Origin of the sequence: Xanthomonas melonis, assembly GCF_020783655.1 — a bacterium.
GTDB classification, from domain to species: Bacteria; Pseudomonadota; Gammaproteobacteria; order Xanthomonadales; family Xanthomonadaceae; genus Xanthomonas; species Xanthomonas melonis.
The window spans coordinates 1-21786 of record NZ_JAJGQH010000005.1 but is presented as its reverse complement, the minus strand read 5'-3'; the positions used below and the strand labels follow the sequence as shown (position 1 = coordinate 21786).

Sequence of the window (21786 nt, the reverse complement as noted above, 5' to 3'; positions counted from 1 at the left end):
GTGGAAGTCGGGATTCCGCCGCAGCCGACGGCTGCTGGCGGTGTCCTCCTGGAGAAGCAAGCGCTATGCCGGCGAGCGGAACCTCAGGTGCGCCGGCACGCTCAGTTCGCCAGCTCGGTCTGCTCGCGGTCGATGCCGTACTTGCGCAGCTTCTCCACCAGGGTGGTACGGCGCAGTCCCAGAAGTTGCGCCGCGTGGGCGACCACGCCCTGGGTCCGTTCCAGCGCCTCGTTGATCAGCGCCAGTTCGATGTTGGCCATGTGCCCGCGCAGATCGATGCCGTCGTCGGGCAGGCTGCCGCCCGGTGCGGGCTCCGCATCGGCGGCCGGTTGCAGGGTCACCACATTGCCTGGCAGCGGATTGGGCTCTGCCGGGCTGGACAGCCCCGGTGCCGGTGCCAGCTCGACCGCAATGGGAGGGGCGAAGTCGCCACGATAGCGCGCCGGCAGGTCCTGCACCCGCACCAGCCCGCCGGGATGCAGCACCGCAAGGCGTTCGACCAGGTTGGTCAGCTCGCGCACGTTGCCGGGCCAGTCGTAGCTGCGCAGCGCCTGCAAGGCCTCGTCGGCGAAGCGCACTTCGCCACGCCCGGTGCGCGCCAGCTGGCCGGCGATGGTCTGCACCAGCATGGCCAGATCGTCCACGCGCTCGCGCAGCGCCGGCATCTCGATCGGAAACACGTTGAGCCGGTAGAACAGGTCTTCGCGGAACTGGCCGTCGCTGATGCGCGCTTCCAGATTGCGGTGGGTGGCGGCAATGACGCGGACGTTGCAGCGGATGGTCTGGCCGCCACCGACGCGTTCGAAGCTGCGTTCCTGCAGCACGCGCAGCAGTTTGACCTGCATCGGCAGGCTCATGTCGCCGATCTCGTCCAGCAGCAGGGTGCCGCCTTCGGCCATCTCGAAGCGGCCCTTGCGCGCGCTCAAGGCGCCGGTGAAGGCGCCTTTTTCGTGCCCGAACAGTTCGCTTTCCAGCAGGTCGGGCGGAATGGCGCCGCAGTTGATAGCCACGAACGGTCCGTCGCGGCGCGGCGAATGCTGGTGGATGGCGCGTGCGACCACTTCCTTGCCGGTCCCGGATTCGCCCAGCACCAGCACGGTCGTGTCGAACGCGGCCACCTGGTCGATCAGGCGGCGCAGGCGGGTGACTGCCTCGCTGTTGCCGGTGGGGCCGGAATCCTGCTGCACGCCGGCCTGGTGCTCGGCATCCAGCCGTTTGAGGCTGGCGCGGCGCAGCAAGGCCTCCAGCTGCGCATGCCGCAGTGGCGTGTCCAGCGCCCACACATTGGCCTCGTGCAGGCCGTGGGCCTGGGCGAAGGCGCTCGGGCTGCCCTCCATCAGCAGCACCGGCGGTGGCAGCTTGGCGGCCGCCAGCCAGTCGAAGAATTTGTCGGCCTGGGCGGCGTCCTGCGCCGACCCCACCATGACCGCCATCCACTCGTCGTGGCGATGCCGGCCGGGATTGATGTCGGCGCCGTCGGTGACCCAGCGCGGATTGAAGTCCATGAATTCGAGCAGCGAGACGGTGCGCTCGGCGCGCACGGCATCGCTGTCGATCAGCAGAATGCGGGACTCACTCATTCCTGGCTCCTTCCGTCAGGCCCTCCAGGATTGGCATGACTTCCTGGATATAGGACAGCTTGCTGACGAAATTGTCAGCACCCGCGCGAAGAGCGTGTTCACGATGCTCGGCATCGTCGAAATGGCTCGCGATGACAATATACGGCGGATCGTCCTGGGTCTTGATGAGACGGGTCGCCTGCAGGCCACCCATCTCGGGCATGGCCAGGTCCATCAGCACGACATTCGGACGCAGCGATTCCGAGCGTTCGATCGCTTCCAGCCCGTTGGCGGCGCTGCCCACGATATTGAGCCACTCCACCTTGCGAAAATGACGCATCGCAGCGTTGATGAAGCCCTCGTGGTCGTCGACCAGCAGCACGGTGAGTTTGCTCATAGTAGTCCTTATCCCGCTCGCGCTAGCAGCGGTTTGTTGGTGCGGCGGCGCTCGCGGGCCGGGGCGATATCCAGTTGTTCGCGGTACTTGGCCACGGTCCGGCGCGCAATATTAACTCCCTGGCGCGACAGCAGGCTGGCGATGGCTTCATCGGCCAGCGGCCGGCCGGCCGGCTCGTTCTCGATCAGGCGGCGCACCATGGCCTTGACCGCCTGGCCGGACACGCTGGCGCCTTCCAGCCGTACCGCGAAGAAATGCTTGAGTTCGAAGGTGCCGCGCGGGGTCTGCAGGTACTTGCCGGTGGTGATGCGCGAAATCGTCGATTCGTGCATGCCGATCTCGTCGGCGATTTCCTTCAGGGTCAGCGGCGCCATGGCCTCCTCGCCGCGGGCCAGGAACGCGGCCTGGCGCTCGACGATGGCGCGGGTGGCACGCAGCAGGGTTTCATAGCGCATCGACAGGCCCCGGGTCAGCCAGCGCGCTTCCTGCAGCATGTCGCGCAGCGGCTGGGCGGCCTCGCCGGCGTTGGCCAGCGCGCGTTCGTGCACCGGGTTGATGCTCACCCGATGGGTCGTGGCCGGATTGAGCGCCACACGCCAGCTGTCGTCGGCATGCCAGGCGAGCACGTCCGGGATCACGCTGGCGTTGCTTTCCTGCAGCAGGTCGTCGCCCGGGCGCGGCTGCAGCGACAGGATCAGCCGGACCGCCTCGCGCGCGTCCTCCACCTCGGCATCGTGCGCACGCGCCAGCAAGGCGTAGTCGTGGCTGGCCAGCAGGTCCAGGTCGCCGGCCAGGATGCGCGCGGCCAGGTGGCGGGCCGGGACGCGGCCGGGCAGGGCGCTCAGCTGTGCCTGCAGGCACTCGCGCAGGTCGCAGGCAGCCAGCCCGGCGGGGTCGCCGTGCAGCAGGCGCTGGCGGATCGCTTCCACCGCATGTGCGCTCGTCCCCAACCGCGCGGCGCCAAGCTGCTGCAGCGTCGACAGTGCGTCGGTCAGATAGCCGGCGTCGTCGGTATGCTCCAGCCAGAACGCGGCCGCCCCCAATGCGGCCTCGTCCAGGTCCAGCGCCAGTTCGCGCAGGATGCGCACATGCGGATCGGTGGATTCGCCCGCGGCCACGCGCTGCATGCGGTCGTCGTCGCCATCGTTCCAGCTGCTGCCCTGCACGTCCCACATCGTGCTTTCGGGCAACTCGTCGAACGCGGCCACGTCGGTGGCGCCATCGTCGTTGGTGGTGGCCTCGTCCCCGTTATCGGCCAGCTCTTCCAACTCCAGCAACGGATTGGTTTCCAGGGCGCGACGGATCTCCAGCTCCAACTGCATGCCGTCCAGTTGCAACAGACGGATCGACTGCAGCAGCTGCGGCGTCAGGTGCAGTTGCTGGCCAAGCTGGGCGGAAATGGTCGTCTTCATGGAAGCGCTTCCGAAGGGCACTGCATGCAGCAGCGATGGAACGCATCTTGCAGGACAACGCGACGGGTTTCTAATCAGGGAGTCGGGTGAGGTGACTCATGATTTTCCTGACATGCTGTGGGGAAGCGCCTGACAACTTTGACGGGCTCAAGCGTGCCCGTCGGAATTACGTCACTGTTTTGCGCGCACCGCCTGTCAAGAGCGCCTTCATCACGCTGACGGCCGCACAAACGACCGCGCGCGTGATCGCTCAGACCAGCTCGTTATGGTGCTTGGCCGCGAGCAGCACCAGATCGTTGGCGCGGCGGCAGCCCAGCGATTCCATCATGCGTGCGCGATGGGTCTCCACGGTCTTGACGCTGATGCCCAGGTCGGCGGCGATTTCCTTGTTGCTCTGGCCGCGGCCGATCTCGCGCAGGATCTCGCGCTGGCGCGGCGACAATGCGGCGATGCCGACCGGTTTTTCGCGGCCCAGCATCGGCGCGATCATCTTGGAGGAGATCTGCGGGCTCAGGAACACCTGGCCGGCCGCGGCGGCGCGCAATGCCAGTTCCAGCTCCAGCGGGGCGGCGTCCTTGACCACGAAGCCGACCGCGCCACGGTCGAGCGCGTCGCGTACGTGAACCGGGTCGTCGTGCATGGACATCATCACCACATGCGTGCGCGGCGCGGCGCGCAAGACATCGGTCATCGCATCCAGGCCGCTGCGACCCGGGAGCGACAGATCCATGAGCACCAGATCCGGCCGGTGCAGCGAGGTCATGTCCAGCGCTTGCTGCGCGTTGCTGGCCTCCCCGACGACATCGATGCCGGCGAAGGTTTGCAACAGCCTGGACAGGCCGGCGCGGACTAGGGTGTGATCGTCGACGATGATGACTCGCACGGCGCAGAAGGGACCTTTTTCGGTATGGGGCACCTTAGCCGACCCGACGCCCGGCGCCAACTGGCGTCGTCAGCGCTGGCGGCGGGCCTCGGCGATCTCGCGGCGATGCAGGCGGAACAGATGGCGTTCCAGTGCATCCTGCAGGCCCGGCGACAGCGGCGCGAAACCCAGCCATAGCCAATGATCGTGCCCGTCGCTCGCGCTTGCCACCACGTGTGCCGGAAACTGTACGAGTTCAGGAAGCCAGTCGGAAGGTTGCAGGCAGACCACGCCCGTGGTGCCCGCCGGATGGGTGGTTGCGCAGGCGAGCCGGATGCCGCGTACCGACCAATGCACCATGGTCGGGCCCAGGCCGCCATCGCCCTGGCGCACCATGCGGCCGATCAGCGCCAGCATCAGGTCGAGTTTGGCATCCATGCGCTGCACCAGCAGCGGCAGCTCGCCACGGTCTTCGCCGGCCTCTTCGCTGCGGAGATCCTCGACCTGCCCCAGGCTGCGCAATAGCGCTTCCGCAGCGCTGTGCGCGGCCGCATCGGCCCCGGCACGAAAGCCGGCAGGCAGGCGCAACTGGCAGCTGAGCGTATCGGCGAACAGCGCGGCCTCGGCCGATGGCGCGAGGGTGCCGGGCGCGGACATCAGATCCGCCCGACCCGTGCGTAGGCGCGGCTGGCGCTGGAGGACGTGCGCTGGGCGCGCATCAGTTCCACCAGCTTGTGCTGGCGCTCGCGCATCGCCCGCACCAGATCGTGGTGCATGCTCAACAAGGTCTGCAACGCGTCGCGATCCTGCTCGACATCGGCCTGCTGTGCGTACTGGCGCACGTGCAGTTCGTGGGCGTCCAGCATCTGCGGCATCGCGTCGAAGTCCTCGTGCGCCAGGGCGCTGCGCAGATCGGCGATTTCGGCTTGCAGGCTTTGCGCGCTATGCATGTCAGGGCTCACGAGACGGCAGAGAGGCCGCGCTGTTCGAGGGGGATGGAGTTCCACGCCGAATCGATTTCGCTGAGCAGGTCCAGCGCTTCGGTCAAGGCGGATTCGTCGTTGTGCAGGTTGGCGGCAGTCAGCCGCTGCATCACGTAGTCGTACAGCGCCGACAGATTACCGGCAATCTCGCCGCCGGCTTCGTGATCGAGCGAACCGTTCAAGTGGCCGACGATCGCGCAGGCCTCGCCGATGGCCTTGCCCTTGCGCGCCTGATCGCCCTGCACCAGGCAGGCCTGGGCCAGCCGGATGCGCTGGCAGGCGCCGGCGAACAGCAGCGAGACCAGCTTGTGCGGGTCGGCTTCGGTCACGCTGGTGGACACGCCGACCTTGCGGTATTGCTCGGCGTACTGACGATTTGAACCGTACATGGATGATTCCTCAATGAGCTGGCGTTTGCCGGTCCAGGGGCGTTGCGCGTCTAGGATGACGTTCCAGCCGATGGGCAAGGCAGAGATGACGATGTGCCCTTCCGGTATCGGCAATTCCCTGACAGGACTTGAGGATCGCGATCACGGAAATCACTTTGCCAGCAGATTGCTGAGCGAGGTGCTGGTGCCCTGCAGATTGCTGATCATTTTCTCCAGCGCGGTGAACTGCTTGGTGTACATGTCGGACAGTTTTTCCATGCGGCTGTCGAGTTCGTCCAGGTCCTTCTCGTAGCCCTTGATCTCCCGATTGAGACTGTCCGAGCGCATGGTCAGCGCGCCGTTGTTGACGTTGAGATTGGCATCCAGCAGCTTGGTCATGCCGCTGCCGAACTTGCTGTCCTTGCCGAGCGCAGCGGCGGCGGCATCGGGATCGGCATTGATCGCGCTGTCGAACTTGCTGCCGTCGAAGCTCATCACCCCGTCCTTGTCCAGAGTCAGGCCCAGCGCCTTGAGCTCGTTCAGGCTGCCTGCCACCTGACCGCGCAACTGTTGTTGCAGGCCACGCACCAGCGAATCGCCGGTCAGTGCGGCGGCGGTACGGGTATCGGTGTTGTAGGCGCTGCTGTTCTTCAGCAGGGTGTTGGCGGTGTTGTAGGCGGCCGCAAAGGCGGTGAGGTTGCCCTTGAGGGTGCCGCTGTCTGGTGCGATGTTCAGACTGAACTTGCTGCCTTCGACTGCCTTGGTCAGGGTGAGTACTGCACCCGGGACCAGGTCGGTGATGGTGTTGGAACTGGAGGTGCGCTCGAAGCCGTCCACGCGCACCAGTGCATCGGTCGCCGCCACTGCCTCGCGCATGCCGCCGGTGGCGCCGTTGCCGAAGGTCAGGGCGCTCAGGCTGGGATCGCTGGCGCTGACCGTCAGCGCTCCCTTGACGCCGGTATCGATCGCATTGAAGACCAGATGCTGCCCGTCGTCGGCGGTCACCACGCTGGCGGTCACGCCCTTGCCGCCGGCCGCCTTGTTGATGGCCGCGGCGATGTCGGTGAGCTTGTCGGTGCCGCTGACATCGACAGTGATGCTCTGGTCGCCGTAGCCCAGGGTCAGCGTGCCGCTGCCCACGGTCGCGTCGGCGGCATAGGCGGCGGAGGAGAGTTTCTGCGCGGTGGCCAGTCTGGCGACCTCCACCGAGTAGTTGCCTGGCGCGGCCCTGCTGGTGGCGGTGGCGGTGAAGCCGGCGTCGGTCTGTACTGTGGTCTTGAAGGCGGCCGTGTCGGCACTGCCGACCACTTTCTCCAACGCGGATTTGAGCGTGTTCATGCTGCTCTTGACCTGGCTGATCGCCGACAGCTTGGTAGTGGCGGCGGTGCCAGCCTTGTTGATCACCTCGGCTGCCGGCTCCTTGCGCCGCGACACCAGGGTGGAGACCAAGGTCGCGACATCGAGTCCACCAGTAGTGATGCCAGACGTTGCCATAATGCATTCCTCGCATGAGCGCCCAGGTGAGGGCGCATGGGGTTACGAGACGGGTATCGGCCGCAGTCGGGAGGACTTTAGCGGCGGCGATGCCGCTGCTCGCCTGCTTGGGAATGCAAGTTCCGTACCCTGAACGCGCCAAGCCCCGGCCTCGCAGGGGGCTGTCAGGATGCCGGCAACAAAAAAGCCCCTCCGAAGAGGGGCTCTGATGCACTGGGCGACGCTGCCGATTACTGCAGCAGGCTCAGCACGTTCTGCGGAACCGACTTGGCCTGGGCCAGCATCGCGGTACCGGCCTGCTGCAGGATCTGCGTGCGGGTCAGCTCGGCGGTTTCCTTGGCGTAGTCGGTGTCGCGGATACGGCTACGCGAGGCCGACAGGTTTTCCGAGGTTGCGCTCAGGTTGGCGATGGTGGAGGTGAAGCGGTTCTGCACCGCACCCATGTCGGCGCGCGAGGAGTTGACCGCGGTCAGCGCCTTGTCGACGATTTCCAGGGCCTGCTGCGAGCCGGCGAAGGTGGAGATGTCCAGGTCGGTCAGGGTGACGGCGGTGGAGCCGGACGCTGCCGACGCGGTGGCCAGGCCCGCGCCCACGGTGATGCCGGTGGCGGTGGACGAACCCATGGTCAGCGAGGTGAAGTCCTGGCCGGCCTTGAGCGATTCCAGCTTCAGGTTGCCGCTGGTGTCGATCGAGGCGTACATGCCGGTCTGATCCAGCTTGTCGTTGATCGCCGAGGCAACCTTCTTGTTGACCGCAGCCGCGTCGTCGCCGTTGGCGATCTTGATGTCGCCAATGGTCACGCTCTTGGCGGTGCCACTTGCATCGTTGAACGACAGCGACATGCCGCTGATGGTGCCCGAGGCGGTAGCGGTGCCGGTGACGCCCGCGCCGGACACGGCGGCAGCGAAGTTGGCCTTGCCCAGCGAATCGACATTGGCGTCGACGATGCTGTTGATGCCGATGGTCTGGCCAGCGTCGGCGCCGACCTGGAACAGCGCGCCGGAGAACGAGCCGTCCAGCAGCTTGGTGCCGTTGAAGTTGGTCTGGTTGGCGACGCGGTCGATTTCAGCGGTCAGCTGCTTGACTTCCGAGTTCAGCGCTTCGCGGTCGGTGGCCGAGTTGGTGGCGTTGGACGACTGCACCGACAGCTCGCGGATACGCTGCAGGTTGTTGCCGATTTCCACCATCGCGCCTTCGGCGGTCTGGGCCAGCGAGATGCCGTCGTTGGCGTTGCGGGCAGCGACGTCCAAACCGCGGATCTGGGTGGTGAAGCGTTCGGAGATCGCCAGACCGGCGGCGTCGTCCTTGGCGCTGTTGATGCGCAGGCCCGAGGACAGACGCTGGATGCTCGTCTGCATGCTCGCGCTGCTGGTGTTGAGGTTACGCTGAGCGTTCAGCGACATTACGTTGGTGTTGATTACCTGTGCCATTTTGATTTCTCCTAAGCGATTTTTCCGGCAAGGGGGCTTGCCTGGAGCCTCCGCAGGGGGGCCATCAAGTTGGCCGTTGCCGCTGCTGAGATGAATAACGGCGTTGCGTCGGGAACCTTTAGCGGATTTCAGTATTTTTTTACTGCGTTTCCGCGTCGGGACGAAATGCGTAAGCGTTGTGTATCAAGGGGTTTGGATTATTCGGCAGCACCCCGCAGATCTTTAGGCTGGGTATAAAGCCTGAAAAATAAACTCCGTCCCTGCGCGCGGGGACGGCCGCGCAGAAGCGAAGAAAACGCAGCGTTTCTGCTGCAAATCAGCGGATCAGGTTGAACAACGACGACGACTGCATCTGCTGGAAAATCGTTTGAGCGGCCTGCAACGAGGCCTTCTCGAGTTCGTACTGCCCGATCGCCGAGGCGTAATCCAGGTCGCGGATCGACGACAGAGTGGTCTTGAGCGTGACTTCGTTGGAGTCGAGCAGGGAATTGGCGTTGTCGATGGCCGACAGCTGCGCGCCACCGGAGGCGCGCGCATCGATCATCTTCGACGATGCCTGGGCGATGTCGCGCATCGACGACTGCAGGGTGTTGATCATCGCCGCCTTCTGCGGCGGAGTCAGGGTGTCCGAGTTCAGCGCACCGACCAGGTCGTCGATGGTGGAGAACACGTCCTTGGTACCGGAGGCGCCGATCTGGAAGCTGTCGCCCACTGCCGGTGCGCCGCTGATGCGCAGGCGCACGCCGGCGGCGGTGATGTCCTCGCCTTCCTTGTAGGTGCCCGTGCTCACCACCGCATTGGTGCTGTCGCGCACTTCATAGGTAGTGGCGGCGGTGAACTGCACGCTGTAGCTGCCGCCATTCCAGCTGCCGGTGCTCGCGTCGCGGCTGAAATCCAGCAACAGCCCGGTGCCGGCATTGGCGGCGTTGGCGTGCGCGTCCACGCTGCCGTCGCCGGTACGGATGCGCATGAAGATCTCGCTGCCGGGCAGGGTGTCGCTGACGAAGGTATCCGGCGCCACTTCGACCTGCTTCTGGGTCTGGTCGCCGTTGTAGACGACATTGCCGCCGCTCTTGACGAACGGAGCACTGGCGTCGGCGGTGCCGCCGAACAGGTAGCGTCCGGTGCCGTCGGTGCTGTTGGCCAGGCTCACCAGGCTGTCGCGCACTGCGGTCAACTCGGAGGCGATGGCCTTGCGATCGTCGGGGCTGAGCGAGGAGTTGTTGGCCTGCACCGCCAATTCGGTGACGCGCGCCATTTTGTCGCCGGCCTGCGACAGCGCATTTTCCTGCAGGTTGAGCCGGTTCTGCACGTTGTTGGCGTTCTCGCCGAAGCGGGTGATCGCCGCCAGGGCGCGATCCAGGCCCACGGCGGTGCCGGCCGCGACCGGGTCGTCCTTGGCGGTGACCAGGCGTTGCCCGCTGGACAGCTGCGATTCGAGCTGGTTCAGCCGCGATTGCTTGGCGGTCATCGAGGCGACCGACTGGCTGTACATCATGCTGGTGGAGATACGGTCGGTCATCAGCGTACGGCGCCCAGGATGGCTTGGAAGATGGTGTCGGCGGTGGAGATCATCTGTGCGGCGGCCTGGTAGGCCTGCTGCAGCTTCAGCATGTTGGCGGCTTCCTCGTCGAGGTTGACGCCGGAAATCGAATCACGGCTGGCCTGCGCCTGATCGTTGATCACCTTCTGCGCGTCGGCCGCGTAGTCGGCCGCGCGTGCGGCCGAACCCACCGAGGTGGTCAGGCCCGCCAGTGCGCCGTTGAGCGTGACCGTGCCGCTGTTGAGCGCCTTGGCATCGTCGATCTTGGCCAGCAGCTTGGCGTTGCCGTTGTCGCTGGAGCCGGCGCCCATCGGGCCGACCCCGAAGGTGTCCCCGGCCCTGGGCGCGCCATCGAGCACGAAGCTCCAGCCATTGGCGCTCACGGTCTGGCCGGCGGTGTAGGCGAAGGGGCCGGCGCCGTCGATGGTGTACTGGTTGGCATCGATGAACTCGATCGACGCCGGCGTCAGCAGCGCCGGATTCTGCGCGTTGGTGACCTTGACGTCGCTGATCTTGCCGGTGCCCAGATTGGCGACCGTGGCGGTGGCCTTGACCGGGGTGGCGGCGGCGATCCGCGAGGGGTCGGTGATGGCCACCGACAGCGTGCCGGCCAACCCGGAGGTGGGCTGCAGCAGGAACTTGTCGCCATTGGCCGGGGTGCCGCCGACCACGACGCGCACGCCGTTGAGCAGCAGCGGATCGGCCGCGCTGCCGGTGCCGGTCATCGTCATCGTCGCGCCGGTGCTGGCGTTGGTGGCCTTCCACGCGCCGCCATCGAAGCTGAGCGTGACGTTCTGCCCGTCCACCGCGGCCATGTTGCCGAAGCTGGCCGTCAGCGCGGCGGTGCCAGTGTTGTTCGGGTGGGCAGCGGTGGTCGGCGCACCGATATTGAAGAAGTTGCCGCCCATCGCGCCATACAGGTCCATACCCTGTGCGTGGCCGGCGTTGAAGGTGCTGGCCATGCCGACCGCCAGGCGGCCCAGTTCGGCCTGGGTCGGTTCGAGCACGTTGCTGCGGAACTCCAGCAGACCGCCGATCTGCCCGCCCAGCGAGTTGGCGCTGAGGCTGACGTTCTGGCCTTGGGTCTGCATCGCCACCTGCAGCTTGGTCGGCTGATACGGGTCGGCCGCCGTGGTGAGCCTGGCCGAGGTGGTGCCGACCACCAGCGCCTGGCCGCCGGCGGTAAAGACATTCATGAAGCCGCCGTCCTGGATCACCGCGGTGCCGCCGGTGTAGCCGACCAGCTTGCTCACCAGTGCGTCGCGTTGATCGAGCAGGTCCGGCGCGGCGCTGTCGACACTGTTGCCGATGGTGCCGTTGATCTTGGCGATCTGCTGGGTCAGGCGGTTGACTTCGTCCACCGAGGAGGTCAATCCGCTGTTGACCTCATTGCTCAGGCTGTCCATCTGCCCGTTGAGCTGCTTGAAGCGGGTCGCCAGCGAACCGCCGGCGTCGAGCATGCTCTGGCGCTCGGCAGTGGAGGAGGCATTGGACGACAGCGCGCTGGTGGCGTCGAAGAAGTTCGACCACAGCCCGGCCACGTTGGTGGCGGTGTTGGAGTACAGGGCGTCCACGCGGTTGGACAGCGAAGACAGCTGCTGCAGGCGCGAGAGTTCGCCGCCGCTGTCGAGCAGCCGCGAGATGGCCAGCTGGTCGGCCACCCGGCCCACTTCGGTGATCTTGGCGCCATTGCCCACGAACGCGTAGCCCATGTCGGTGGGCGTGCGCGTTGCGAATTCCACACGTTGGCGGCTATAGCCTTCGGTATTGATGTTGGCGACGTTATGGCTAACGGTCGACAACGCCCGTTGGAAGGCGATCAGCGCGCTGGTCCCGGTGGACATGATGGACATGGGCGTTTACCTCAGCGACGAAGGGTGCCGAACCCGGCCGGTTCGGCGGTGCTGGCATAGCGGTTGGACAGATCGGCCGCCGCGTTGCCGATCGCGGCCACCGCACGGTCGATGGTCGGACCGTTGGCGATCGCCGCGATCTTGGCCGCATAGCCCGGATCGGTGGCGTAGCCAGCCTGTTGCAAGCCGCGTGCAAAACCGCGGATGTCGGTGCCGGCGCGCAGTGCCGGCTGGTAGCGGCTGTTGTTCTTCAGCAGCCGCACGTAGTCGGCGAAGCTCTCCTCGGCCGAGCCGTAGGCGCGGAAATCGGCGGTCTCGGTGGTCTTGACGCCGTTGACGTACTCGTGGGTGCCGGTGGTGACCCTGGCGCCGTTCCAGCCGGTGGCCTTGATCCCGAACAGGTTGTTGGAATCGCCGCCGTTGCCGTTGCCGATGCCGCGGCGGCCCCAGCCGGTTTCCAGCGCGGCCTGCGCCACCAGGGCGCGCGGGTCCACGCCCAGTTCGCGCGCGGCCTTCTGGGCATGCGTCCAGATCTTGGCGACGAAGCCTTCCGGGGTGCGCTCGCCCAGGCTGGCGGCGGCGCTGCTGGCGGCGCTCGCGGTGACCGCGGCGTTGGCGTCGGCCGCGTCGCTGGCGGCCACGTCGGTCCAGCGGTCGTTGGCCGAGGGCCAGCTCAGCGCAGCCGCATCGTCGCCGCCGGACTCGCCACCGCCGGTGCGCCCGGCGATCAGGTCCAGCACCTGGCTCATGCCGATGCCGCTCAGGCCACCGGTGCCGAGTCCTGCAGCCGCACCGACGGCGCTACCGATCGCCGCACCGACACCGCCTGCCGCGCCATCGCGCGCGGGCAGCGGCAACGAGGCGTCGCGCTTGCCGGCAACCAGGGCGTACGCCTTGGCCGCCTCGGCGGTGTTCAACGCGGTGTTCAACGCCGGGCCGCCGGTCTGGCCGCCCAACTGCTTGGCGATCATCGCCGACAGCCCCAGCCCCTTGCCCTCGGTCAACGCCTTGGCCATCTGCTGGTCGTACATCTCGCGGAACATCTGGTTTTCGCCCGGAAACATCGGGTCGCCGGAGCTCGCATCGCGCATGCTCTTGACCAGCATCTGCGCGAACTGTCCTTCGAGCTGACGGGAGACCTTGTCGATCTTGGCGGGATCGGCCTTGGTGCTCGGGTTGAGATCAATGGGCGAGGCTGCGATACGCATGTCAGATCACCTCTAGCTCCGCCGTCAGCGCGCCAGCCTGCTTCAGGGCTTCCAGGATGGCGACCAGGTCGCCGGGAGCCGCGCCGACTTCGTTGACCGCGCGGACGATCTGGTCGAGCGTGGTGCCGCCTTCGAACTTGAACATGCGGCTGCCTTCGGCGGTGGCGGTGATCGTCGATTGCGGCGTCACTGCGGTGCGGCCGCCGCTGAAGGCGCCCGGCTGGCTGACGTTGAGGTTCTCGCTGATGGTCACGGTGAGCGAGCCATGCGCGATGGCGGCCGGCATCACCCGCACCAGCTGGCCGATGACCACGGTACCGGTGCGTGCGTTGACCACCACCTTGGCCGGCGCATCACCGGGCGAGAGTTCGACGTTTTCCAGTCGCGACAGCAGGCCGATGCGTGCGCCCGGATCGGTCGGCGAGCGCACCGCAACGGTCACGCCATCGACCGCACGCGCGGTGCCGGCACCGAAGCTGTTGTCGATCGCCGCGACCATGCGCGAGACGGTGGTGAAATCGTTCTGGTGCAGGTTGAGGGTGATCTCGCCGCTGCCGGCGAATACGTCCGGCAGGGCGCGCTCGACCGTGGCGCCGTTGGGGATGCGGCCGACGCTGGGAATGTTGACCGATACCCGCGAGCCGTCCTTGCCCTGCGCGCCGAAGCCGCCGACCACCAGGTTGCCCTGGGCCATCGCATAGACCTGGCCGTCGGCGCCTTTCAGCGGTGCCATCAGCAGCGAACCGCCACGCAGCGAGACCGCGTTGCCGATCGAGGAGACGGTGATGTCGATCGGCTGGCCCGGCTTGGCGAACGGCGGCAATTCGGCGTGAATGGCCACCGCGGCGACGTTTTTCAGCTGCGGATTGACGTTCGCCGGAACATTGACGCCCAGTTCGCCGAGCAGGTTCTTCAGGCTCTGCACGGTGAAGGGCGCCTGGCTGGTGCGGTCGCCGCTGCCGTCCAGGCCGACCACCAGGCCATAGCCGACCAGCGCATTGCCGCGCACGCCGCCGACCTGGGCGAGATCCTTGATGCGTTCGGCGCTGGCCGGCGCGGCGATCGCGCACAGGGCGACGGCAGCGGCGAGCAGACGCAAGGGCAGGGAAGACAGGTTCATGGTCGCAGGCTCAGTAGGGCGACAGACGGGAGTTGAAGAAGCGGCTCAACCAGCCCATGGCGTTGGACTGCGCGATGGCGCCGCGGCCGCCGTAGGCGATGCGGGCATCGGCCACCTTGCTCGAGGGCACGGTGTTGTCCGGAGCGATGTCGGCGGCGCGCACGATGCCCTGCACCTGCACCAGTTCGTCGCCCTGGGTCAGACGCAGTTGCTTCTGCCCCTGGATCACCAGGTTGCCGTTGGGCAGGCGCTGTACCACGGTGACGGTCACGCTGCCCTGCATGCGGTTGCTTTGTGCGGTGTTGCCCTTGCCGGCGAACGTGCGATCGCCGCTGGTGGAGTTGCGCAGCACGTCGGTGCCGTTGACGGTGAGCGGCACGCCCAGCAGCGTGGGGGTGCTCATGTCCACGGTGTCGGCCTTGCTGACGCTGGTATTGGCGGTGGAAGAGGCGGTGGTGCTTTCGACCAGGTTCACCGTCAGCAGATCGCCGACATCGCGGGCGCGGCGGTCGCCATACAGATTCAGGCTGGGGCCGGCGGCATAGATCGCGCCGGCGGTGGGCTGCGCCACCGGCGCAACCACCGGCACGATCGGCGCCATTTCGGCGAATGGGCGGACATCGCCGGCGGCCACGCAGCCGCCCAGCAGCGCGCTGCAGGCGATGGCGAAGCCCAGGGAGGGCAGGGAAGGCAGGCGGGACATGGCGTGGATTCCTGAGAGGTCGGTGAGCGGCGGGCCGATCAGACGTTGTTGTTCAAGTAGCCGAGCATCGAGTCGGTGGTGGAGATGGCCTTGGCGTTCATTTCGTAGGCGCGCTGGGTTTCGATCATGCTCACCAGCTCTTCCACGGTATTGACGTTGCTGCCTTCCAGCGCGCCCTGCACGGTGGTGCCCAGGCCGTTGAGACCGGGGCTGCCGTTCTGCGCGGGGCCCGACGCGGTGGTCTCGACGAACAGGTTTTCGCCCTTGGCCTGCAGGCCCGAGGGGTTGATGAAGTCGGTCAGGGTCAGCGCACCGATTTCCTGAGCCGCGGCCTGGCCGGCCAGGGTCACGCTGATGGTGCCGTCGTTGCCGATGGTCAGCGACTGCGCGCCCTCGGGAATCTGGATGCCCGGCTGCAGCGGGTAGCCGCTGTTGGTGACCAGCTCGCCCTGCGCATTGATCTGGAAGGTGCCGTCGCGGGTGTAGGCGGAGGTGCCGTCGGGCATCTGCACTTCGAAGAAGCCGCGGCCGTTGACCATCACGTCCAGCGCGCGGCCGGTCTGCTGCTGGCTGCCCTGGTCGAAGCCCTTGAAGGTGGAGACCACGCGCACGCCGGTGCCCAGCTGCAGGCCGGTCGGCAGCTGCGTCTGCGCCGAGGTCGAGCCGCCCGGTGCACGCACCTGTTGGTACAGCAAGTCCTCGAACGCGGCACGGTCGCGCTTGAAGCCGGTGGTATTGGTGTTGGCCAGGTTGTTGGAAATGACCGACATGCGCGTCTGCTGCGCATCCAGTCCGGTTTTGGCGACCCACAAAGCCTGATTCATGACCCGATTCCTCGTTAGACCCGCGGATGTGTTCCGGGTACGGGCGGGTAGATGCACGTGGCGTGCCAAATCCGCGTCGGATTTCTGCCGGGTGTGCGGTGGGTCACGCGGAGCGGGCGCGGCGGCCTGGGCGGGCAGGGCCGGCAGCGGCCAGACGGAAGCGGTGGAAACCTGAGCGGCGTGGCGGGCGCGGTAAATCGTCTGCCGGTCAGCGATGTGTTAGACGACGTGTGAACCCTTGGTGCTGCGTCCGGAAAGGTTCTTGGGATTTGCCCGCTGGCATTGCCACGCAGTCAACAGCCTGATCGGTCGAGCGTGCGGTGTCCTCACCGCTCGCGGGACACGCCGCAAGTACGTCCCTGTAGGCTCGGTGGCGGCATCCATGCCGCCACACGGTCCCGCAATCGGCGATGACACCGCACCAGAGAGTTTGTCGGTTGCTGTCTCAAAGCTTGTCCATCGCTCGGCTTGCATCGAGAAGATGATGGGGTGCGCCTTCATTGTTTGCGTCTTGCGCACCGACCACCTTCGATGGTCCTTGCCCGCTCACCGTCGCGGGACCTTACGCGGCATGGATGCCGCGTAAGAGCCTACAAGGACGTACTTGCGGCGTGTCCTGCGATGGTGGGCGGGCAAGGGCCCTGCAACCAAGCCACAGACCAGCCGCTCTGCAGCAAATCCGCAGGGAAAGTTCAGAGCAACAGCGTCGCCACCCGCACCCGGCCGTCACACCATCTCCAGTCAGCGTCAATCGCGTACGAACCACCCACGGGACCGCTGAAGCCAAACGAGATGGCAGCCATGTCTCCCTGGCGGCCGCCATCCAGGTGATTGGCAGAGCGGCAAGCCGACTGTTAGCCGCTCTTAGCCGCTCACCCGTAGCAGCGAATTGGACGATTGCGCGTTGTCGTCGCCGTTCTTGATGATCTTGACCTGCATTTCGAACTGCCGCTGCAGCTGGATCATTTCCACCAGCGCACCGGCCGCGTCCACGTTGCTGCCCTCCAGCATGCCGCTGTTGACGGTCTTGCCGGTGGCCAGCGCGAAGGCCTGTGCCGGGTCGGTGCTGGTGTTGCGCATCAGCCCGTCCGGGCGCCGCGTCAAACGGTCGGCGGGGGCGTCGACCACCTTCATCCTGCCGACGATGGCCATGGTCTGCGGACCTTCGCCCTGCGGGATGATCGAAATGCTGCCGTCGCTGCCGATCTCCATCGCCTGGTGCGGCGGGATGGTCATCGGGTTGCCGCCCTCATCCAGCACCGCATGCCCGTTGGCGGTGACCAGCTGGCCATTGGCGGTGAGCGCCAGTTCGCCATTGCGGGTGTAGGCCTCGCTGCCGTCGGGCGATTGCACCGCCAGCCAGCGGTCCTGCTGCAGCGACACGTCCAGCGGATTGCCGGTGACCTTCTGGTGGCCCTGGCTGCGGTCGAAGCCCTGGTCCACGTGCAAGGCATCGATCCGCGACGGATATCCCTTGCCCTGGATCTTGAACGCTTCGGTATTGGCCAGCGCAGCCTTGAATCCCACCGTATCGACATTGGCGAGATTGTGCGACACGGTGCTCTGCGCCTGCAGGGAGGCGCGGGCACCGGTCATCGCAACGTAGAGGGCTTTGTCCATGGGGCACCGGGATTGGGAATTCGAGAATCGGGATTCGTAAAAGCGGGCTGTTGCTGGCGGTAAGGATGAGGGCGGCTGCTGGCATCCACTGCTCGTGATGCCAGCTTTTGCCAATCCCTAATCCCCAATCACCCCTCCCGGCTTACCGAATATTGATGATGGTCTGGGTGACCTGATCCTGGGTCGAGATCATCTGCGAGTTGGCCTGGAAGTTGCGCTGGGCCACGATCATGTTCACCAGCTGCTCGGTCAGGTCCACGGTGGAGGATTCCAGCGAGCCCGACTCGATCTGGCCCAGGTCCGAGGTATCCGGTGCACCGGTGCGAGGGGCGCCGGAGGTGTAGCTTTCGGCCCACATGTTGTTGCCCTGCGACTGCAGGCCCTGGGGATTGACGAAGCTGCTCAGCGCGACTTGGCCCAGCGGCTTGTCGGCGCCGTTGGAGTAACGCGCGAACACCACGCCGCTGGTGTCGATGCTGATCTCGTTGAGCTTGCCGCTGGCGTAGCCGTCCTGGCGGGTGTCGCGCAGTGCGAACGCTTCGCCGTACTGGGTCGAGCCGCTGACGTTGAGCTGCATGTTCAGCACGCCGGCGCCGGTGCTCGGGGTGAACGGGTCCATCGCGATGATGCCGTTGGCCGGCGTGGTCAGCGCGCCGGTGTTGGAGAACTGCAGCGTGGTCGGCGCACCGACCGCCGCGCCGTCCACATAGTTGTGCACCTGCCACTCGTTCGGGTTGGCGGTCTTGACGAAATACGAGGTCTGCACGTGGCTGACGCCCAGCGAGTCGTAGACATTGATGCCGCCGGTGGAGTGGCTATAGGTCTTGTCGTCGGCCGGGTTGAACGGGGTCACCGTCGGGGACGTGGCATTGCCGGGCAGGGTGAAGGCCAGATTGACCGTGGAGGTCGACTTGGGCGGGCTGTCGGTGGTCAGCAACTGCAGGTCCGACAGGCGGCCCACGTCGAAGCCGTTGCCACTGGGGTTGGGGGCGAACACCTGCAGGCGCGCGCCCTGCGGGTTGATGACATAGCCGTTGGCGTCGGTCTGGAAGTTGCCGGCACGGGTGAACATCTTGGCGCCGTTGGACGAGACGGTGAAAAAGCCCTCGCCGGAGACCGCCAGGTCCAGGCTGCGCCCGGTGGGGTCGATATTGCCCTGCGAGAACTGCTGCGCCACGTTGCTGACCCGCACGCCCGAACCCACCGCGTTGCGCGACAGGCCGTAGCTGGTGCTCTGGAACATGTCGGCGAATTCGGCGCGCGATTCCTTGAACCCGGTGGTGTTGACGTTGGCGATGTTGTTGGAGGTGACGTTCAGGTCGGCATTGGCTGCGGTGATGCCGGACAACGAAGTATTGAAAGACATGGATGTATTCCTTTGAGTGTCGGTTGCCGGCTCAGCTGATGCGGAGCACGTTGGCGAGCGGGGCGGTACCGAGCCCCGTCAGGTTGAGGTACAGGCCCTTGGCGCCGATGGTGACGCTGTCCACCGGTGCGTCGACATAGGTGGGCAGTTTGCTCTTGGCACCGGTGGTATCGGTCTGGGTTGCGGTAATGCCGTACTTGCCTGCGGGCATGCGATTGCCGTTGGCGTCTGTGCCGTCCCAGGCGAAGGCCACCTCACCGGGCGCTGCCGAGGGCACGCTGATCTGCTTGACGAAGGTGCCGTTGGCATCGGTGATCTCGAAATTGACCGTGCCGGCGGCAGTGGAGGACACCACGCCCTTGCTCGAGCCGGTGGCGTCGATGGCCACCTGCGGCGAGGGCACCAGCACGTTGTGACCCACCAGTGCGGCGCCCTTGAGCACCTGGTCGTTGCTCATCGACGCGGAGAAATCGCCGACCTTGGTATTGAGGTCGCCGATGCCCTGCACCGTGGAGAACTGCGCCAGCTGGCCCAGGAACGCGCTGTTTTCCATGGGTTTGAGTGGGTCCTGATGCTGCAGCTGCTCGGTCATCAGTTTGAGGAAGTCGGCCTGGCCGAGTGCTTCCTCCTTCTTGGCGACGGTGCTGCTGCTGGTCAGGCCGAGGCTCTTGTAGAGATCGCTGCCGATCGTGCTCATCTGGAAGATTCCGTGGGTATGGGTCAGCTAGGGACGGATCAGCGGCCCATGGTCAGGGTCGCGAGTGCCAGTTCCTTGGCGGTGTTGAGCATTTCCACGCCGGCCTGGTAGTTGCGCGAGGCGGAAATCATGTTGACCATCTGCGAGACCGGATCCACGTCGGGCGAGAACACGTAGCCATCGGCATCGGCCAGCGGGTGGCCGGGTTCGTAGCGCCGGATCGGCGGTGCATTGGTGGTGGTGATTTCCTTGACGTTCACCGAGGTCAGGCTGGGGTCCTGGCGGCTTTGCTGGGCCTGGAAGATTGGCTCGATCGGCTTGTAGGTGGCTTCGGCCGAACCGGCCACCGAATCGGCGTTGGCCAGGTTGGAGGCGATGGTGCTCAGGCGCACCGACTGCGCATGCAGCGCCGAACCGGCCACATCGAAAATGGGAAGGTTGCTCATGACTTATTGGCCCGTGATCGCGGTGAGCATCGAGCGCACCTTGGATTCGAGGAAGCTCAGCGACGCGCGGTATTCCAGCGCGGCACGGCCGTAGGCGGCGCGTTCGGCGTCGGGATCGACGGTGTTGCCGTCCAGGCTGGGCTGGTCGGCTTCGCGGGTGATCTGGAACGGGTTGAGCCCGGCCGTGCCGCCCACTTCATAGTGCTTGGCATCGGTGGCCTGCATCAGGCCGCCGTCCTGCACGCCCTGGGCCGACTTCAGCGCCGCTTCGAAGTTGAGATCCTTGGCCTTGTAGCCAGGGGTGTCCACATTGCTCAGATTGCTGGCAATGAGCTTCATGCGCTGCTCGCGCAGCGCCAACGCGTCGCCATGGACGCCGAGGAATGAAGAGAAGGGACTGGACACGGTGCTCTCCCGCGAAGTGTTGCCAGGGAGAAAGCAATGTTTGTGCCAAATCGAGGTGGGGGAGGAGCCGCGCCGGGAGAGCGCCCGGAGCAGCGGAAAGCGGGCCTGCCCGGCAGAGATCGCGACATAGGTCGCCCGTTGGCAGCTGCAGGTATCAGCTATGCAATGTGCAGGCCGGCCGGCAAGCCTGTCTGGCAGGAATCAGGACCTAGCGAGGGGAAGCTCACGCCGCTGCAATTGCACCACCGGGCGCCTTTTTGCGGGAACAGTTGCGGGAGAGCTCCGCCCGCGGCTCAGCGACTGCACGGCCCAAACGTGTGCTCAGGCCGCCTCGGCAACCACTTTCAGCCGGGCCAGCACGTAATCGGCCAGTTCGTGCGCGCTGTATTTGGCCACGAAGGCATTGGCGCCGACCTGCTCGACCATGGCGTTGTTGAACACGCCCGACAGCGAGGTGTGCAGCAGCACGTACAGCCCTTGCAGGCCTGGCGTGCGCCGGATTTCCGTCGTCAGGGTGTAGCCGTCCATGGCCGGCATCTCGATGTCGGAAATGACCATGGCGTAGCGGTCGGCCGGGTTTTCGCCGGATGCGGCCACCTGCAGCAGGTGGTCCAGCGCCTGGCGGCCGTCGGAGAGCAGGGTGGCCGACACTCCGAGCTGGTCGAGCACGCTGCGGATCTGCTGGCGCGCTACGCGAGAATCGTCCACCACCAGCACCTGGAACTGCCGGTCGTAGGCGACCAGCTGCAGCGAGGGGTCCAGTTGTACGTCCTTGCTGACCTTGGCGATGTCGGCCAGCACGCTTTCCACGTCGATGACCTGGATCAGCTCGCCCTGAAAACGCGTCACCGCCGTCAAATAAGTGGCTTCGGCGCCAAGTTCCGGCGGCGGATGAATGTCTTCCACCGCGATATTGACGATGCGTTCCACCCCGCTTACCAGGAAGCCTTGGACCGAGCGGTTGAATTCGGCCACCACCAGATAGCCGGGGCCGTTTTCGGCGTGCGAATCGCGTTCCGGGTGGCCGATGGCCAGGCCCAGGTCCAGCACCGGCACCGAGCGCCCGCGCACGTCGGCCACGCCGGCGAATTCGCTCGGCAGACCGGGCACCTGGAACAGTTCCGGGCGGCGCAGCACTTCCTGGACCTTGAAGACGTTGACGCCAAAAAGCTGGCGTCCGCCCAGCCGGAACAGCAGCAGGGCCAGTCGATTGTGGCCAGCCAGGCGGGTGCGCTGGTCGATGCGGTTGAGCAGATCGTGGGTCATGGGGCAGATATCGACAGCGCCGCCAGGAAACTTGAGGGCTTTATGGTTGATCGGGGGCGCTATCGGGATTCGGGATTCGGGAGTGGGGATTCGCTCAAGCGTCGGGATTGGGGGATTGGGGGATTGGGGATTGGGGATTAGGGATTGGCTAGATGTGATCTCTCAGTAGGTTGTTCATCCGGGGCTGATCTGGAAGATGGGGGTTACCAAGCCAACCCAGCCCCCAGGAG

Annotated in this window: 21 protein-coding genes; all 21 read right to left on the bottom strand. The window is 66.0% G+C overall.

Features of this window, described 5'->3' with window-relative positions:
* Window positions 1-101: 101 nt before the first annotated feature.
* A complete protein-coding gene (locus LL964_RS06320) occupies window positions 102-1580 on the bottom strand; it encodes a sigma-54 dependent transcriptional regulator (protein WP_104588638.1) in 1479 nt (492 codons plus the stop codon).
* A complete protein-coding gene (locus tag LL964_RS06315; RefSeq protein ID WP_005997154.1) occupies window positions 1573-1956 on the bottom strand; it encodes a response regulator in 384 nt (127 codons plus the stop codon). The genes LL964_RS06320 and LL964_RS06315 overlap by 8 nt, the downstream gene beginning before the upstream one ends.
* 8 nt (window positions 1957-1964) lie before the next feature.
* Window positions 1965-3368, bottom strand: coding sequence for an RNA polymerase factor sigma-54 (gene rpoN, locus LL964_RS06310; RefSeq protein ID WP_104588639.1), 1404 nt, complete (start codon window positions 3366-3368; stop codon window positions 1965-1967).
* A gap of 250 nt (window positions 3369-3618) precedes the next feature.
* Window positions 3619-4251, bottom strand: a complete 633-nt coding sequence (locus LL964_RS06305) for a response regulator transcription factor (protein ID WP_003482986.1) — start codon at window positions 4249-4251, stop codon at window positions 3619-3621.
* A 69-nt stretch (window positions 4252-4320) separates the two neighbouring features.
* Complete coding sequence (locus LL964_RS06300) at window positions 4321-4887, bottom strand: PilZ domain-containing protein (protein WP_104588640.1); 567 nt, start codon at window positions 4885-4887, stop codon at window positions 4321-4323.
* Entirely contained in the window at window positions 4887-5180 is a 294-nt protein-coding gene (locus LL964_RS06295) for a hypothetical protein (RefSeq protein WP_104588665.1), read from the bottom strand. Before LL964_RS06295 ends, LL964_RS06300 begins: the two co-directional genes overlap by 1 nt.
* A gap of 8 nt (window positions 5181-5188) precedes the next feature.
* Window positions 5189-5602 (bottom strand): flagellar export chaperone FliS, encoded by a 414-nt coding sequence (gene fliS, locus LL964_RS06290; RefSeq protein ID WP_104588641.1) that lies wholly within the window; start codon window positions 5600-5602, stop codon window positions 5189-5191.
* Window positions 5603-5752: 150 nt separating this feature from the next.
* Window positions 5753-7075, bottom strand: a complete 1323-nt coding sequence (gene fliD / locus LL964_RS06285; RefSeq protein ID WP_104588642.1) for a flagellar filament capping protein FliD — start codon at window positions 7073-7075, stop codon at window positions 5753-5755.
* Between the two features lie 230 nt (window positions 7076-7305).
* On the bottom strand, window positions 7306-8505 hold the full coding sequence (locus LL964_RS06280; protein WP_104588643.1) for a flagellin: 1200 nt from the start codon (window positions 8503-8505) through the stop codon (window positions 7306-7308).
* Window positions 8506-8821: 316 nt separating this feature from the next.
* Window positions 8822-10027: a flagellar hook-associated protein FlgL gene (gene flgL / locus LL964_RS06275; RefSeq protein ID WP_104588644.1), complete on the bottom strand. Its 1206-nt coding sequence runs from the start codon at window positions 10025-10027 to the stop codon at window positions 8822-8824.
* Window positions 10027-11901: a flagellar hook-associated protein FlgK gene (gene flgK / locus LL964_RS06270; RefSeq protein ID WP_104588645.1), complete on the bottom strand. Its 1875-nt coding sequence runs from the start codon at window positions 11899-11901 to the stop codon at window positions 10027-10029. The genes flgL and flgK overlap by 1 nt, the downstream gene beginning before the upstream one ends.
* 11 nt (window positions 11902-11912) lie before the next feature.
* The gene (gene flgJ / locus LL964_RS06265) at window positions 11913-13109 is read right to left on the bottom strand and encodes a flagellar assembly peptidoglycan hydrolase FlgJ (RefSeq protein WP_104588646.1); all 1197 of its coding nucleotides are present in this window, start codon (window positions 13107-13109) and stop codon (window positions 11913-11915) included.
* 1 nt (window position 13110) lies between these two features.
* Window positions 13111-14229, bottom strand: a complete 1119-nt coding sequence (locus LL964_RS06260) for a flagellar basal body P-ring protein FlgI (RefSeq protein WP_104588647.1) — start codon at window positions 14227-14229, stop codon at window positions 13111-13113.
* 10 nt (window positions 14230-14239) lie between these two features.
* On the bottom strand, window positions 14240-14932 hold the full coding sequence (gene flgH, locus LL964_RS06255; protein WP_104588648.1) for a flagellar basal body L-ring protein FlgH: 693 nt from the start codon (window positions 14930-14932) through the stop codon (window positions 14240-14242).
* 38 nt (window positions 14933-14970) lie between these two features.
* Window positions 14971-15756 carry a flagellar basal-body rod protein FlgG gene (gene flgG / locus LL964_RS06250; RefSeq protein WP_029219820.1) on the bottom strand — a complete coding sequence of 262 codons (786 nt, stop codon included), beginning with the start codon at window positions 15754-15756 and terminating at the stop codon, window positions 14971-14973.
* Between the two features lie 864 nt (window positions 15757-16620).
* Window positions 16621-17376 (bottom strand): flagellar basal-body rod protein FlgF, encoded by a 756-nt coding sequence (gene flgF / locus LL964_RS06245; protein ID WP_104588649.1) that lies wholly within the window; start codon window positions 17374-17376, stop codon window positions 16621-16623.
* 142 nt (window positions 17377-17518) lie between these two features.
* Window positions 17519-18742: a flagellar hook protein FlgE gene (gene flgE, locus LL964_RS06240; protein ID WP_104588650.1), complete on the bottom strand. Its 1224-nt coding sequence runs from the start codon at window positions 18740-18742 to the stop codon at window positions 17519-17521.
* A gap of 31 nt (window positions 18743-18773) precedes the next feature.
* On the bottom strand, window positions 18774-19439 hold the full coding sequence (locus LL964_RS06235; protein ID WP_104588651.1) for a flagellar hook assembly protein FlgD: 666 nt from the start codon (window positions 19437-19439) through the stop codon (window positions 18774-18776).
* A gap of 38 nt (window positions 19440-19477) precedes the next feature.
* Window positions 19478-19885, bottom strand: coding sequence for a flagellar basal body rod protein FlgC (gene flgC / locus LL964_RS06230; RefSeq protein WP_005914451.1), 408 nt, complete (start codon window positions 19883-19885; stop codon window positions 19478-19480).
* A gap of 3 nt (window positions 19886-19888) precedes the next feature.
* Window positions 19889-20290 carry a flagellar basal body rod protein FlgB gene (flgB, locus tag LL964_RS06225; RefSeq protein ID WP_104588652.1) on the bottom strand — a complete coding sequence of 134 codons (402 nt, stop codon included), beginning with the start codon at window positions 20288-20290 and terminating at the stop codon, window positions 19889-19891.
* 321 nt (window positions 20291-20611) lie between these two features.
* The gene (locus LL964_RS06220; RefSeq protein ID WP_104541109.1) at window positions 20612-21556 is read right to left on the bottom strand and encodes a chemotaxis protein; all 945 of its coding nucleotides are present in this window, start codon (window positions 21554-21556) and stop codon (window positions 20612-20614) included.
* Between the last annotated feature and the right edge of the window lie 230 nt (window positions 21557-21786).

What these genes read in the sequence shown, in the direction of transcription:
- LL964_RS06320 (WP_104588638.1), bottom strand. Translation starts at nt 1,580, where the DNA reads ATGAGTGAGTCCCGCATTCTGCTGATCGACAGCGATGCCGTGCGCGCC.
- LL964_RS06315 (WP_005997154.1), bottom strand. Translation starts at nt 1,956, where the DNA reads ATGAGCAAACTCACCGTGCTGCTGGTCGACGACCACGAGGGCTTCATC.
- rpoN (WP_104588639.1), bottom strand. Translation starts at nt 3,368, where the DNA reads ATGAAGACGACCATTTCCGCCCAGCTTGGCCAGCAACTGCACCTGACG.
- LL964_RS06300 (WP_104588640.1), bottom strand. Translation starts at nt 4,887, where the DNA reads ATGTCCGCGCCCGGCACCCTCGCGCCATCGGCCGAGGCCGCGCTGTTC.
- LL964_RS06295 (WP_104588665.1), bottom strand. Translation starts at nt 5,180, where the DNA reads ATGCATAGCGCGCAAAGCCTGCAAGCCGAAATCGCCGATCTGCGCAGC.
- fliS (WP_104588641.1), bottom strand. Translation starts at nt 5,602, where the DNA reads ATGTACGGTTCAAATCGTCAGTACGCCGAGCAATACCGCAAGGTCGGC.
- fliD (WP_104588642.1), bottom strand. Translation starts at nt 7,075, where the DNA reads ATGGCAACGTCTGGCATCACTACTGGTGGACTCGATGTCGCGACCTTG.
- LL964_RS06280 (WP_104588643.1), bottom strand. Translation starts at nt 8,505, where the DNA reads ATGGCACAGGTAATCAACACCAACGTAATGTCGCTGAACGCTCAGCGT.
- flgL (WP_104588644.1), bottom strand. Translation starts at nt 10,027, where the DNA reads ATGACCGACCGTATCTCCACCAGCATGATGTACAGCCAGTCGGTCGCC.
- flgK (WP_104588645.1), bottom strand. Translation starts at nt 11,901, where the DNA reads ATGTCCATCATGTCCACCGGGACCAGCGCGCTGATCGCCTTCCAACGG.
- flgJ (WP_104588646.1), bottom strand. Translation starts at nt 13,109, where the DNA reads ATGCGTATCGCAGCCTCGCCCATTGATCTCAACCCGAGCACCAAGGCC.
- LL964_RS06260 (WP_104588647.1), bottom strand. Translation starts at nt 14,229, where the DNA reads ATGAACCTGTCTTCCCTGCCCTTGCGTCTGCTCGCCGCTGCCGTCGCC.
- flgH (WP_104588648.1), bottom strand. Translation starts at nt 14,932, where the DNA reads ATGTCCCGCCTGCCTTCCCTGCCCTCCCTGGGCTTCGCCATCGCCTGC.
- flgG (WP_029219820.1), bottom strand. Translation starts at nt 15,756, where the DNA reads ATGAATCAGGCTTTGTGGGTCGCCAAAACCGGACTGGATGCGCAGCAG.
- flgF (WP_104588649.1), bottom strand. Translation starts at nt 17,376, where the DNA reads ATGGACAAAGCCCTCTACGTTGCGATGACCGGTGCCCGCGCCTCCCTG.
- flgE (WP_104588650.1), bottom strand. Translation starts at nt 18,742, where the DNA reads ATGTCTTTCAATACTTCGTTGTCCGGCATCACCGCAGCCAATGCCGAC.
- LL964_RS06235 (WP_104588651.1), bottom strand. Translation starts at nt 19,439, where the DNA reads ATGAGCACGATCGGCAGCGATCTCTACAAGAGCCTCGGCCTGACCAGC.
- flgC (WP_005914451.1), bottom strand. Translation starts at nt 19,885, where the DNA reads ATGAGCAACCTTCCCATTTTCGATGTGGCCGGTTCGGCGCTGCATGCG.
- LL964_RS06220 (WP_104541109.1), bottom strand. Translation starts at nt 21,556, where the DNA reads ATGACCCACGATCTGCTCAACCGCATCGACCAGCGCACCCGCCTGGCT.